The 14275-nt window shown below is 61.8% G+C and carries 9 protein-coding genes; 2 read left to right on the top strand and 7 right to left on the bottom strand.

Annotated elements, in window-relative coordinates; genetic code table 11:
• Positions 1-319 precede the first annotated feature (319 nt).
• The 6 genes from JFT63_RS22525 to pbpC form a co-directional block, all read right to left on the bottom strand.
• Positions 320-2266 carry a pilus assembly protein TadG-related protein gene (locus tag JFT63_RS22525; RefSeq protein ID WP_198844809.1) on the bottom strand — a complete coding sequence of 649 codons (1947 nt, stop codon included), beginning with the start codon at positions 2264-2266 and terminating at the stop codon, positions 320-322.
• Between the two features lie 216 nt (positions 2267-2482).
• Positions 2483-3040 carry a DUF4136 domain-containing protein gene (locus JFT63_RS22520; protein WP_198844808.1) on the bottom strand — a complete coding sequence of 186 codons (558 nt, stop codon included), beginning with the start codon at positions 3038-3040 and terminating at the stop codon, positions 2483-2485.
• Positions 3041-3084: 44 nt separating this feature from the next.
• The gene (locus JFT63_RS22515) at positions 3085-3687 is read right to left on the bottom strand and encodes a DUF4136 domain-containing protein (protein ID WP_198844807.1); all 603 of its coding nucleotides are present in this window, start codon (positions 3685-3687) and stop codon (positions 3085-3087) included.
• 24 nt (positions 3688-3711) lie between these two features.
• A complete protein-coding gene (locus tag JFT63_RS22510) occupies positions 3712-4461 on the bottom strand; it encodes a methyltransferase domain-containing protein (protein ID WP_186561854.1) in 750 nt (249 codons plus the stop codon).
• Complete coding sequence (locus tag JFT63_RS22505) at positions 4454-4762, bottom strand: MazG-like family protein (protein ID WP_057702663.1); 309 nt, start codon at positions 4760-4762, stop codon at positions 4454-4456. Before JFT63_RS22505 ends, JFT63_RS22510 begins: the two co-directional genes overlap by 8 nt.
• A gap of 168 nt (positions 4763-4930) precedes the next feature.
• Positions 4931-7261 (bottom strand): peptidoglycan glycosyltransferase PbpC, encoded by a 2331-nt coding sequence (pbpC, locus tag JFT63_RS22500; protein ID WP_198844806.1) that lies wholly within the window; start codon positions 7259-7261, stop codon positions 4931-4933.
• A gap of 90 nt (positions 7262-7351) precedes the next feature.
• On the opposite strand from pbpC, the gene JFT63_RS22495 reads away from it, so the two are divergent.
• The gene (locus JFT63_RS22495) at positions 7352-7645 is read left to right on the top strand and encodes a hypothetical protein (protein ID WP_198844805.1); all 294 of its coding nucleotides are present in this window, start codon (positions 7352-7354) and stop codon (positions 7643-7645) included.
• Between the two features lie 141 nt (positions 7646-7786).
• On the opposite strand, the gene JFT63_RS22490 is transcribed toward JFT63_RS22495, so the two are convergent.
• Positions 7787-12685, bottom strand: a complete 4899-nt coding sequence (locus tag JFT63_RS22490) for an alpha-2-macroglobulin family protein (RefSeq protein WP_198844804.1) — start codon at positions 12683-12685, stop codon at positions 7787-7789.
• A 238-nt stretch (positions 12686-12923) separates the two neighbouring features.
• On the opposite strand from JFT63_RS22490, the gene JFT63_RS22485 reads away from it, so the two are divergent.
• On the top strand, positions 12924-14267 hold the full coding sequence (locus tag JFT63_RS22485) for an MATE family efflux transporter (protein ID WP_057702659.1): 1344 nt from the start codon (positions 12924-12926) through the stop codon (positions 14265-14267).
• Positions 14268-14275: the final 8 nt, after the last annotated feature.

Genomic DNA, 14275 nt, shown 5'->3' with positions numbered 1-14275 from the left:
GATGCCGGTTTAGCCGCCCCGCGCCATGGATGGCGCGTGGCGGCGGCCCCCCAAATCCATGGCGGATTACGGGCACACCGAGCCTAAGCGAGGTGCCGAGTGGTGGGGCAAGAGCGCTTTGGTTACTTTCGCGCTTTTCGAAAGTGACCCGCTGTAAAAGCGGAACCAATAGCAGCCGTAACCCAAACAACGGATATGTACTCGATCAAAGTCCAACATCCTGGTCGGCTCTCAGGCCGCCATCGGGAGCAAGTCGAATCGTCGCACCGCCCCTCCCACAGTTGGATCGCAGGCCGTCAGTTAAATTATGGGGCTCAAGCTAAATCACAAGATAAGCCCGGCCCATATGGCAGGTCAGGTTGGCCCCAACTTCGGCGTTGCCCAGGTTGATACCCAGAGCGCTCAACAGGGTATCTACAATCGGGTCGAGTACCGGCGACAATACATTCTTGATCGCCGCTACCAGCGTGTTGGTAATAGTGGTAAGCAACCCCGAAACTACCGGCAGTATTCCGCTCGGAGTACTCCCGGGTGGGGGAACGTAACTCACCTGGACCGCCCCCAATGTGTTGACTAGGCTTTTGACCACATCTGTAGAAGGTGGAGCGGAAATATAGGTAGGTGCCTGATTCATGTCGTTGACAGGAGAAAATACTAAGGTGTGCGCTCCTCCTCCAACCTTCGCATGTTCGACTGACAACAATAAGCTCCCCCCCACGCCTGGCTTACGTGGGCCACAGCCGAATATCCCTTTGCATGTCTGTACGCCGATATCAACAAGCGCTACTGGATTCACTTGAGCTTTCGCGGCAGAAGAAAAAGCCTGTGCCGGGTCCACTTTCCCTACCGAAACATCTGCAACCGCTGTCTCAACCTGCACAGTCAAGGACTTAGTCGCGTTACTCGCACAATTGAAATCCTTGACGTAACTTGTTGCGCTGGCGACCTCGATATTTATATCCAGACCGCTCAACAACTGAACATCGGTATGATCACAAGGCTTTAAAATCAGGCATAACAATGGGTCCAGAAGGCTCACCAAATTCAAATGCAGCAAGTTATTTACGACACCTGTCACCGGAGTCGTGATGGCGGAAACCGCAGACGTCAGCCCACTGATGCCATTTAACACGGGCAGTTGAATAGACACCAACGTGCGCACTTGCGCAGTGCGCACAAATATCTGATCGGTCGGCGGGGTATTCAACAAGCCCTTCTTCGCCAATGCCGGATTGCCAATCGCCGACAACTGCGGCGGCTCAATGACTTTGGTCTGGATCGACACATTACCCACCAGAGGAAGAGCAATCTGCGCCGCCGCGCTCACCGCACTCTTGCTACTGGACAACTGCGCCACCGCTTCCAGCAACTGAAACAACTGCACATTGCTGTTCAGCGCTGCTGTCGGCGTGCCGGTGGCGATGTCGATCAAGTCCCCTACCGTCAACAGCTTGGCATTGGGCGCAATCGCTTGAATCGCAATCACATCATTGATCACCGACGTGACCGCTGCGCCGTTTTTCTGCAAGACCTTGACCGCGGCATCGATCAACTGGGTCGCGGAGACAGCTGTATTGAGCAAGGCATCGTAGTCCCCCGCCTTCACGTCCAAGTTGATCGCCAACTGGTCCAGGTAACTGAGCAGGTTGACGTTGGTTTGCAGCAAGCCGTTCCATCCCGCAGCGGTGAGCGCCAGGTTGCCACCGAGCAGGTTGCCGATGACCAGATTAAGCAGTGGGGACTTGCTCGAATCCACACTGGCCAGGCTGCTGCGGATCGACAGCTGCGCTACCGGAGGCGGCGTCGCGGCGACAGCAGTGGCGCTCAGGTTGATTTGCGGGGCGATCGGCGCGCCGCTGAAGAGGTTCCACAGACCATTGGCGATGCTGGTCATCACCGTGCGCGAAGCCACCACGCGGATCGCATCGCTCTTGGTAGCATCGGCGGTAAATACGCGGGTGTTCAGGGCGTTGGTGGCCAGGGTGCCGCAGGTCACGGCCAGGGTGCGGCCATTGCCGACCACAAAACCATTGCGCGCCGCGTTTTGCGTGGCATAGGCGTTGGCCGTGGTATTAGTGCCGCACTGCCCACCGAGGCCGGCCGCTTCCAGCGCCGAGGTGTCGGCGACGGACTGCAGCTTGCGCTTCTCCAAATACAAGCGCCCGCTGTCGACCGCCAGCAACGTAAACACCAAGGCCAAGGCCAAAGTGCCTGCCGCCATCAAGCCAATTGCCCCACGCTGCCTGGAACCGAATCGGGGAGACATCGAAGCACTCCTGCGCTAACTCACCGGGGTTGCACTGGAGTGTAGACAAGGCTTCGACAGGTTGCTGGCAACTCGCCACATTGGCGACTGGCGGAGGTGCCCTAATCCTGTAGGAGCGAGCTTGCTCGCAAAAAACTCACAGGCGCCGCGTTGATTCAGGAAGCACGCGTTATCGTTGACGTTTTTCGCGAGCAAGCTCGCTCCTACAGAAGATAATCAGCGCGGCGGGTAGTTGGAGAGAATCTTGGTCACGGTGCTGCGGATGGCCTTGTTGCGGTCCTCGGGGTTAGGCGTGCTGGCCATCATTTGCTCGTCGCTGCCGCGCCACACCAGTTTGCCGTCCTTGCCGTCGAGCAGGTCGATCTGGATGGTCGCGACTTTGTAGGTGATGTTGCGCGTTTCGTTGTACATCGGCGCGCCCCAATAACCATTCCACGGGCCGCCCCAGGCGCCGCCATAGTTGGTGGTGACCTGTTGCTGACGGTCTTCGACGATCAGGTACGCCTGTACATTCAGGTCGGCCCTGGTACCCGCCGCTGCCGGACGCAGGCCGCGTTGGTCGAGCTGCTCACCCACGGCCTGGCGGATACGCTGCTCGGTGAGGTCGCTCTTGATCCGCGGGTCATCGGGGCGGTACTGCAACGCCGGGTCTTTCCAGGCCCAATTGCGGTAGGCGCCAAAGTCGCGGCTGGCGTCGAAATCGTGGTTGACCTGGTTGCTCTGGCAACCGCCCAGCAACACAACAACAGCAAGTGCAGCGATGCGACCGAACATGATGTTCTCCAAAAAACGACTTGAGCCTGAAATGAGAATAGCTGCTAACTGGGCGGATAGGCAGCCATTGCCTTTTGCATCGCCTTGCGCAAGCTGTCGGCCCGCTCACTCAGACTGCCCTGGCTGGTGGTTTCTGCGCTGGTGCTCCACACCGGCTGGCGAGTGCGGGCGTCGAACAGGCTGATGCGCGCCACCGCCACCGTCACTTCATAGGTGCGCACCACCGGCACGGTGTTGTACATCCCATAACCGTTGCCATACCGGTTGTAGCCACCGTAGCCATACCCGTAATCATCCTGGACCTGACGCAAGCGCTTTTCCAGGCGCACATCGGCGCTTACCAGCAAGTCGGGCACGCGCTTGTCATGCAAGGGGCGCAGGCCGCGCTGGTCAAGGGCGCCGCTGACCGCCTCGGCAATCTGCGCCGAATCGGCCCAGGCCGTACCCGTCGGCAACTGGCCATTGAGCCAGCCCCAACTGCGATAGGCGCCATAGTCGCGTACCGGTGCCGGATAGGCGCTGGCATCAAAGGTCGTGGCCGCCTGCGCCGGAGCCGGCGGCATCGGCGCTGAAGCGGCGACGTAAGGGTTGGGGCTGGAGCATGCCCCCAGCGCCAGAGATAACAGGATTAAACCGAGACGACGCATTTCGACCTCCGCAAACTGGGCCGCTTAAACCGGACGGCAGATCCAGTGCAAATAACGCCCAAGCCCGGCAAAGCTTGGGTGACGACGGTGAGCGAGCTCCATCTCCAACAAGTCCTGCAAATCGGCGCGGGCCTGGAACTCCACCGGCATGTAGTCGTGGAACACCCGCACCCCACTTTGGCTTTCGACCTGCCATAACCCTTCGAGTTGCGCCGCCAATTCCCGAGGGTCGAGCGGTTGCTGCGGCGTGAGGCTCTGCTTTTCACCGGCCATGTCGTTCTTGCGCATTTTGCGAAAGTGGCCTTTGAGCAGGTTGCGGTAAATCAACGCATCGCGGTTGTAGAACGCCAGGGACAACCAGCCGCCGGGCGCCGTCAACTGATGCAGCACCGGCAGGATGGCATGGGGTTCGGCCAGCCACTCCAACACCGCGTGGCACAGCACCAGATCGTAAGGCTCGGTGAGCTGGCCGAGCAAGTCTTGCCATGGTGCATGGATAAACGTCGCCGTTTGGCCGGCATCGGCAAAACGTTGGCGCGCGCCGTCGAGCATGGGCTCAGCAGGCTCGGCCAGGGTCACCTGGTGCCCGCGCTCGGCCAGCCACAGCGACATATGCCCCAGGCCCGCGCCGATATCCAGCACGCGCAATGGGCGATCGGGCAGTGCTTCAAGCAAGTCGGCCTGAAGTACAGCCAGACGAATCGCGCCCTTGGCACCGCCGTAGATTTTCTCGGCAAAGCGCGTGGCCAACTGGTCGAAATGACGATCACTCATGGGCAAACCGCCGCTCGCTGTCGGCCAGCTTGGCACGTACCACTTCGTTCATGTCCAGGCCCAGTTCACTGCACAGCAACAGCAGGTACAACACGATATCCCCGACTTCCTGGCCCGCATGGGCAAGTTGATCGGCGGGAAGCTGGCGGGATTGGTCCTCAGTCAGCCACTGGAAGATTTCCACCAGCTCGGCCATTTCGACACTGGCAGCCATGGCCAGGTTTTTCGGGCTGTGGAACTGCTTCCAATCGTTGGTATCGCGGATGCGGTGCAGGCGTTCGGTGAGGTGTTCGAGGTTCATGCGGGGGCTCCTGAATGGGCATAGCTTCAGGGGGATGGGGGATGAACGCAAGCACCTGTAGGAGCGAGCTTGCTCGCGAAGAACCCCAAGACACCGCGTGCTTTCTGGCTGCACGCGTTATCGTTGACGTTTTTCGCGAGCAAGCTCGCTCCTACACCTACAGTGGGGCTAGTCGACAACGCTGAATTCGAGCCTGGCGGTTTGACCGGCTTCATCCAATACGCTGAGCTGATAGCGGCCCAGCCGTTCAAAACTGGCATTGATGCTGTCCTGATTGGCGCTGTCGCCCAACGGCGCACCATTGAGGAACCACCAACGCCGGCCACTGCCGCCCAAGGCGGAGATTTTCAGGCGCAAGGCTTGCTGACTGGCAGCGGGCAGACGCAACTGATCGCCCTCGCGCACGCCCACAATAGACAATGGCGAAGCCGCGGCCAGCGCCGGTGGCGGGCAATCCGGATCAGGCGCAGGGATGCGCGCTTCACGGCGTTCAATCCTTGGCAACCAGGGCTCCAGCGGCGCCGGCCACAGGGCAATATTGTTCGGCACCGCGCCAGGGCAACGGGCATCGACCCGCAAGCCCTTGGCATTGACCCAGATACTTTCCATCAAGCCCACACTCAAGGGTTGATCCAATGCCTGCAAAGTCGGTGGCGTGGTGTTGTCCAGGGTCCAGGCAAAACGCTGGCGACGGCAATTGGGGTCGCTTCGGCTCATGGGCTGGCCCAGCGGCCAACAGATGGCCGCCACACCAATATTTGCCGGCACCGGTTTGACCGGAGCACTGATGCCGCGCTGGCTGTCCCGGTTGGTCAACACGTCATGCACTTGCAGCATCAACGGCGCCGCCGACGCCAGGCCAAATTGGCCCGGCACCGGGGTGCCATCTGGCCGGCCAATCCAGACGCCGATCAAATAACGCGGGCCCACGCCAATCGCCCAGGCATCACGAAAGCCATAGCTGGTGCCGGTTTTCCATGCCAGCACCGGGCGTTGCACCAGCTCGGCACGCGGGTCGCGGTCGGGCCGTGCCTGGCCGCTGAGGATGCGCCGCACAATCCACGCCGCCCCCGGCGACAGCAAAGGCCGCTCCCTGAGTGCATCCTTCGGCTGTAGTCGCAAGGTGGCGCTTTTGCCGTCGCGTGCCAGGGCGCTATAGCCGCTCACCAGGTCTTCCAGGCGACTGCCCGCGCCGCCGAGGATCAGCGCCAGGTTCGGTTCGGCCAGCGCCGGCAGCGCCAAGGGCATGCCACCAATACGCATCTGCGCGGCAAAACGCTTGGGCCCGTAGGCTTCCAACAGTTGCACCGCCGGCAGGTTCAACGAACTGGACAACGCCGTGCTCGCCGGCACCGCCCCGGTAAAGCCCATGGAAAAGTTGCCCGGCCGATAATCGCCGTAACGCCGAGGTACGTCCTGCAACAGGGATTCGGAGTGAATCAGGCCGTCGTCCAACGCCATGCCATACAGGAAAGGCTTCAGGGTCGAACCGGGCGAGCGCAGCGCGTTGATCATGTCCACATGGCCAAAGCGTTTGGTGTCGTTGATATCCACCGAGCCCAGGTAGGCGCGCACCGCCATGCTTTCTTCTTCTACCACCAGAATCGCCGCCGAGGTGTGTTCCGGCAGGCGTGCGCGCCAACCCAGCAGCAGGTCTTCGAGACGGCGTTGCAGGGTGGCGTCCAGGGTGGTGCGAATCAGCGGCGGGCTGTCGGGGCGGTTCAGACGCCGCGCCAGCAACGGCGCCAGACTCGGCTCCAGGCGTGGGGCAAGCAGCAGTGGTTCTTCCAGGGCTTCATCGACCGCAGGCTGCGGCCACACCTGGAACTCGGCGAGGCGGCGCAACACTTTGTCGCGGGCCTGCTGGGCGCGTTGCGGATGACGGTCCGGGCGCAAGCGACTGGGTGCCTGAGGCAATACCGCGAGCAAGGCGGCTTCGGCGTGGGTCAGTTGTGACGGCGACTTGCCCAGATACGCCCAACTCGCCGCCGCCACGCCCTGCAGCGTGCCGCCGAAGGGCGCACGGTTGAGGTACAGGTTGAGGATTTCGTCCTTGGACAGGTGCCACTCCAGCTGCGCGGTGCGCCACAGTTGACGCAATTTGCCATGCAGGGTGCGTGAATGCGGGTCGAGCAAGCGCGCCACCTGCATCGACAAGGTGCTGCCGCCGGACACCACCCGTGCACCCGTCAGGTTTTGCCAGGTTGCGCGCACCAGTGCCAGGGGGTTTACACCGGGGTGCTGATAGAACCAGCGGTCTTCGTAAGTGAGCAGCGCGTCGAGATAATACGGCGACACTTCACGCGTCTGCACCGGATAGCGCCATACGCCGTTGGCATCGGCAAATCGCCACAGCGGCGTGCCATCTTCGGCCAGCACCACCCGGGCCAGGTCGTCCTGAGGCAGGGGCAAGGGCCAGATACGGTCGGCCAGCCATAGCAGGGCAATCACCAACAACAGGCTCGCCAGGGTCCAGCGGGCAACAAAACGCAAATTCAACCGGGCAAACCTCTATGCTTGTAGGGAACTAGCCTGTCGCAATAACGACCAAAGGCACAGTTACGCCCACCTTCTTATCAGGACACGCACATGCAGGTAGAAAGCTTTTTCGAATGGTTGGGCCAGGCGCTCGGCTCCGTCATCCGCTTTATCGTCGATGGCCTGAGCGGGTTGTTCGAGGCCTTGACCCACGCCGGCGGCAACTTTATCGATGGCTTGTCGCGCACCTTGGGCATGGATACCTCGATCATCAGCATCATCACCCTGATCGTCGGGTTGCTCTTCCTGTACTCGGCGGTACGCGCCTTTATGCGGGCGTCGATCATTATCGGGATCATCTGGCTGATGTTGGGGCTTTGGCTACTCAGTTGGGTCGTGCACTGACGGTGCAACCACTCAATTCCCCTGTAGGAGCGAGCTTGCTCGCGAAGAACTCAAAGGCGCCGCGTTGATTCAGGAAACACGCGTTCTCGTTGACGTTTTTCGCGAGCAAGCTCGCTCCTACAGGGATCGAACCATTGCCTTTCAGCGGCCCTTGATCACCATATCCACCGGCGTCTCGCCCACCGCTTGCCAGTTCGGTCGATACATCGACTCCACTTGCGGAGGCGGCACCCGATAGGTGCCCGGCGTCACCGCCCGTGCCAGGTACAGCAAGTGCGTGGTGCCGTAGCCGTCCAGGTTCATGGCCGCCACATAGCGATCATCCCTGAACTCCTGATGCTTGAGCGATGCGTTCTGCATCGACTCGCGCCACTCCTTGACCTGGCTGCTGGCGTTCCCCAGGCTCGCCGCGCTTTGTGCCAGGTTCTGGTTTTCCAGTTCCAGGCCGGCGGGCAGCAAGTCCACCACCAGGGCATCCGGCACCCGTTGCTTGGCACTGACGGCCAGGTGCACCAGCACCAGGTCGCCGCTGTTGAGGCTGCGCAGATTCAACGGCTGGCCATTCATGCCCAGGTATTCGCGGCGAATACTCAGGTTCTCGCCACCCGGGGCAGGCGGCACTTGTGGGTAACCCGAGATGGTCAGTTGCTGGTAGACCGGCACATCGCTTTGATTGGTCAGGCTCAAATTGCCGGAGAGCAACTTGCCTTCCAGGTTAAGCGTCGAGTGTTGGTTGTTCAGCTCATGCTCCCCGTCGCTGCCGTCCAACAGCACCTTCCACGCCGATGCGGGCTGGGCGAAACCCAGCCGCCCGGCCAGGAACAGCGAGTTGCGCTCCTGGGTCGACAGATAGGGGCTGGCCGCCAACTGGTCCGACAAGGTAAACAGGCGCTCTTCACGCGTGCCCTTGGCCAAGTCATTTTCCTCCAGCAACGCCAGAATCATCGCCTGATCGCGCAACGGGCTGCCGTAGTCGGCCAGCCACTCCTTGGCACTGCGCTGCGCCGCCAAACCGGCGAGCAAGGCTTGATCGGCACGCGGCTGGTCGCCCATTTTTTGCAGGGCGATGGCCAACTGCACCAACGGCAACCCGGAGCGCGCATCGCTGCGCCGTTCAAACAGGCTGCGCAAGGCACCCAACGGCGCCTGTTGACTGCGCGCCAGCACCATACCGGCGTAGGCCTGTACGGCGAAACGCGTGTGCTCGGCGTTGTCGCTGTAGTCGACTTCAATCAGGTTGCGTTCCTGCACATACCGCAGCAGCCGCTCGCTGGCCTTCTTCAAGGCTTCAGGTGGTACGGCAAAACCCTGGTCGCGGGCACGCAGCAGGAAGTCGGTGACATACGCAGTCAGCCAATACTCTTCCTCGCCGTCAGCGCCCCACAGGCCAAAGCTGCCGTTGTAGCGCTGCATCCCCAGCAGGCGTTCGATGCCCAACTCGATCTTGCGTTTGCGCTCGGCATCCGGCTCGCCCTCAATGCTAAGGCGCTTGAGCAGCGCATCGTCGGCATACAGCGACGGATACAAGCCGCTGGCGGTTTGTTCCAGGCAGCCATAAGGGTAAGCCTTGAGCGCACTGATCTGCGCGCCAAGGTTCAACGGCGGCCGGCTCGACAGGCTCAACAGCGCCTCACGCCCCGAGGCATCGAACTGATCCAGCGCACCCGCCGGCAAGCTCCACGGCTGATCCTTGATCACGGCACGGTAATGCTTGAGCAAAGCCGGATACGCGGGGCGCACGCCCAGGGTCCATTCACGGCTGAACGGCGGCAGGTTTTCCCCCGGCAGGTCCAGGCCATTGACCGTAACCTTGACCTTGCCCTGACCGAAACCGCCCCAGGCTTTTACCGGAATGCGCAGGGTGGTGCGCTGGCCTTGCTTGAGTTCAAGCGATTGCGCGTCGCTGTTGACCAGTTCCAACGGCCCTTGCGTCGCTAATTGCACATCGAGTTTCTGCGCCTTGCCCGACAGGTTGGAGAGGTCCAAAGCCAGAGTGGTCTGGTCGCCTCCGGCCAGGAAGCGCGGCGCCGACAGCTCGGCAATCAGCGGTGCAGCGATAACGGTCTTGCCCTCGGCCATGCCGTAGCGATCATCGCTCCAGGCCTGGGCCATCAGGCGCAGTTCGCCATTGAAGTCGGGGATATTGACGCTGACTTCGCCCTCGCCTTTGTCGTTCAAGGCCACCGGCGCGCTTTGCAGAGCCACGATGGTCACGCTGGTGTCCGGGCGTTTGCCGCCTTTGGCCAACGCCGCGTCACCACCAAATGCCAGGCTGGCCAGGCGCCCCTGGCCGGCTTCGATCAACTGGCCGTAGATGTCGAACTGGTCGACGCCATAGGCTTTGCGACCGAACAGGCTGGAGTACGGATCGGGCGTTGGGTATTCGGTAATATTGAGGATGCCCACGTCCACCGCCGCCAACAGCACATGCACCTGCTTGGGCACGCTGCCATCGGCGTTCTTCGCGGCGATCTTTACCGTGAGTGGTTGCTTGGGGCGCATTTTTTCCGGCGCGGTGAGGGTCAGGCCGAGTTTGCGCTGGGTGCGATCCAGCGGCAGGTGCAGCAAGCCCACGGCGCGCTTGGGGGTGATATTGGCTTTGCGCTCGCCGGGGCGAATCACCAGGGCGCTCACATACAGATCATGGCGCGACCATTTCGGGTCGAGCTTCACCGCAAAGCTTTTGCCTTCGGCCGGTACGTCGATTTCCTGCCACCACAGCGGGCCTTCGGCAGACTCCACCAACAGGTAGCCTTTACCGGCAGCGGGCGGCGTGACGGTGACGTTGGCGGTGTCGCCATCGCCATAGGCCGGTTTATCCAGGGCCAGCTTGACTTGGTCGGGCCGCACGGCGCCGCCTTCGGTGTTGTCCTGGGCCTGGTAACCGGCCCAGAAGCGCACGCTGCTGATCAGCCCGGTCTGCGGGTCTTCAACCTCGACACGGTAAGGGCCCCACTCCACCTGGAAGCTGACCTTGGCGGTGTCACCGCCCTTGATGTTCAGGGTCTGCTCATCGAGGTTGAGGAATTTCTCGTTGAAGTGATAGCTCCAGCCATCGTTCTCCGAGTAGTTCCAGTAGTAGTCACGGCGCTCGCGCACCAGGCGCACCTTCAGGTCCTGCGCGGCAAGCTTCTGCCCGTCCTGGTTGGCCACCAGCACTTCGAATTCCACCGGGCCATCGCCGTTGGTTTCCTTGCCATCAAACAACCCGCGCACGCCCGGCAATTGCTCGGCTGGCCAGATCGGCTGCACCAGGCGTCGGGTGATGGGCCGCCCGCCGGACTCTTGCAGGCTGGCTTGCACAATCAGTTGCAGTGGGGATTTGGCCTCGGCCCACTTGCTTTCCAGGGTCAACGCTTGCTCGCCGTTGGCGTCGAGTACGCTTTCGTCCAGTTCAAAATCCTGGCTCAGCTCATCTTCGGTAACGGAACCGAACTGGTAACCCGGCAAGGACTTGACCGCTTCACGCAGCGGGCGCACATAGACCTGGCCACTGACCCGATTGCCGGATGCCGGTGCGCCGTACAGATAGCGCCCGTTGACCTGAATAACCGGGTTGTCCGCCGGGCTCAGCGCGGTGTCACTGCCCTTAAGTTCCAGCGCCAGGCGTTCGGGCAGGAAATCTTCAACAAGAAACTCATACAGCTGCGGCTTGCCGTCCCCCAGGTCAAACACCAATTGCCAGCGCCCGGTCGGTGCTTCGCCGGCCAGTTGCAAGGCATATTGGTACAGGCCGGAGGCATCCGCGTCCCACACGAATTTGCGGCTCACCTGTTCATCCGGACGGCGCACCTCGACGCTCACCGGCTGCGGCTTGACCGCGTTGCCATCCTTGTCGCGCAATAATGCATTGAGCAACACGGTTTCGCCGGGGCGGTACAGATCACGCGGGCCGAATACAAAGAACTGCAGCGGGTGGGACGGCTGCCCGCCGATATCGAACTCAGCCAAATCCAGCGCGGCGCTGTCCAGGCGCAGCAGGCTGGTTTGTTCGCCAAGCTTTGCCAGCAACACCTGGGCTTTTTTCGGCAGAGGCAGCTCGGCGTGACCGCCGTCTTCAGTCTTGCCCTGGCCGAGTACGCGGCCTTCGGCATCAAGGATTTCCAGTTCGACGCCGTTCAGTGCCTTGCCGCCTTCCAACGCCTGGGTAAACACGTCCAGGCGATTGGCATAGCGGTGCACCGACAGGCCGATATCACTCAAGGTGAACAGCGTGGCCGGTTGCGAATAGTTGTAAGTGCCCGAAGCACGCATCACCGCCAGGTACACCCCCGGCTGCTGCAATTGCTTGAGACCGGCAATCGGCAGCAGCAGGGTTTCGCGAGTGTTGCGCGCCGGGTTCAGGTCGAAACGCCCGCCATAGACCAGTTCGGCCATCGGCAGTAGTTCACGGGACTCATAGCTTTGCAGGCTGGTATTGCGCCCCCACTGCGCCAGGAACGACGGCAGGGATTCGGGTTTGATACGGAAGAACTCGACGTCGATCTTGTCGACGTTCAGCGCGATCACCGGCAAGCCCTCGGCTAGACGTGTCGGCAGCAACGTGCCGCGACTGGCAAAGCCGACGGTGGCTTGCAGATCACGGGTTTCCAGGCGGGCGGTGTATTCGGCGGCGAGCTTGTTGTCGTTGACCGCCTTTACCCCGGCATCCACCGTCAGCACCAGCTTGCGCTGCGGCTCCAGGTGACGCAGGCGCAACTCCATCAGGTTATCGGACAGCTCCCAGGCGCCATCGACCTTGCCGGACTTGCTGTCCACCAAGTGCAGTTTATCGGCGAACTTCTGGTCCGGATCCAGAGGAATGGAAAAGCTCACCGACAAGGTGCTGGCCCCGTCCAACTGCACCTCGGACACGTCCACCACGCTTAACTCACGCCCGGCATAGCGCTGCTTCAACGCCGCCACGTCCACCGCCGCCTTGGCAGGTTTGGGCGCAACGCTTGGCGCTGCAGGGGCCGCAGGTGCAGCCGGTTTATCGGAAGAATCACAGGCGCTCAGCAGGGCCAGCGCGCAAGCGAGGAACAGTCCTTTGTTAAACATGGGGCACTCGTCGTCAGAGGAAACCTGGGGGGTGAACTATATATCAGCGCCGCGCTGGCTGCTGCGGCGCCGGTCACATTGACCGACGGAGGGGCGGTTGGTTCTAGGTGGGCATGAAGCCAAGCCAAATCCCACAGCCACTGGAGATCAAATTGTGGGAGCTGGCTTGCCAGCTCCCACATTGGTTCTGCTGTGTGGCGGGCTGACGGTTACAATGCCGCTCCACCAAGGAGCCTTCATGACCGCCCTGCTCGCCGACTGGCGCCACCGCCCCACCCATCGCCGCGTCTGGGCCCTGGCCGCGCCGATGATCCTGTCGAATATCTCGGTGCCCTTGGTGGCCCTGGTCGACAGCATGGTCATCGGCCACCTGCCCCACGCCCACCAACTGGGCGCCGTGGCAGTCGGCGCCAGCCTGTATACCTTCCTGGCGTGGGCCATGGGTTTCCTGCGCATGGGCTCCACCGGGTTTGCCGCCCAGGCCGCCGGGCGCAACGATGGTGCGGCGCTGCGGCAAATCCTGTTGCAAGGCTTGCTGTTGGCGCTGGGATTGGCGATGTTGCTGGGCACGGTCGGTATTCCACTGAGCCACCTGGCTTTGGAATGGATGCAGCCCTCCCCTGAATTGAACCAACTGACCCGCGAGTTTTTCCACACCCGCCTGTTCGGCCTGCCCGCCGCCCTCGCCAGCTATGCGCTGGTCGGCTGGTTCCTCGGCACGCAGAATGCGCGGGCGCCGTTGGCGATTCTGCTGACCACTAACCTGGTCAACATTGCGCTTAACCTGTGGTTTGTACTCGGGCTGGACTGGGGCGTGGTCGGCTCCGCCCGTGCCTCGGTGATCGCGGAATGGACCGGCGCCCTGCTCGGCCTGGCGCTCACGCAAAAAGCCCTGCGCGCCTATCCGGGGCATATCGCCTGGGCCGCCTTGAAACTGTGGCAAAGCTGGCGCCCATTGCTGGCGGTGAACCGCGACATCTTTATTCGCAGCCTCGCCTTGCAGTCGGTATTTTTCATGATCACGGTGCAAGGTGCTCGTCTGGGCGATGCCACCGTGGCGGCCAATGCGCTGCTGCTTAACGGCCTGTTACTGACGGCTCATGCCTTGGATGGCTTGGCTCATGCGGTCGAAGCGCTATGCGGCCACGCCATTGGTGCCCATGACCGCCAGGCGTTGCGCCGCTCGCTGGTGGTGGCCTGTGGTTGGTCGTTAATCGCCAGCATTGGTTTCGCCCTGCTGTTCACCTTTGGCGGCCATCTGTTTATCGCCATGCAAACCGATATCCCCAGCGTGCGCGAAACCGCCGATATCTACCTGCCCTACCTGGCGGTATTGCCGTTGATTGCGGTGTGGAGTTATTTGCTTGATGGGCTGTTTATCGGTGCAACGCGGGCGCGGGAAATGCGCAATGGGATGTTGTTGACGGTGCTGCTGGTGCTGCCGGTTGCCTGGGCGTTGCAGGGGTTGGGTAACCACGGGCTGTGGATAACCTTCCTGCTGTTTATGGCGGTGCGCAGCCTGACTTTGTGGGCGATAGCCTGGCGCTTGAATCGGCAAGGGCTGTGGCTGGAAGCAAACTGAAGGAATAC

The sequence above is a fragment of the Pseudomonas sp. MF7453 genome (assembly GCF_016405455.1).
Lineage (GTDB): Bacteria > Pseudomonadota > Gammaproteobacteria > Pseudomonadales > Pseudomonadaceae > Aquipseudomonas > Aquipseudomonas paralactis.
Note: the sequence above shows the minus strand (reverse complement) of the source record. Positions and strands in the feature narration are given on the sequence as shown.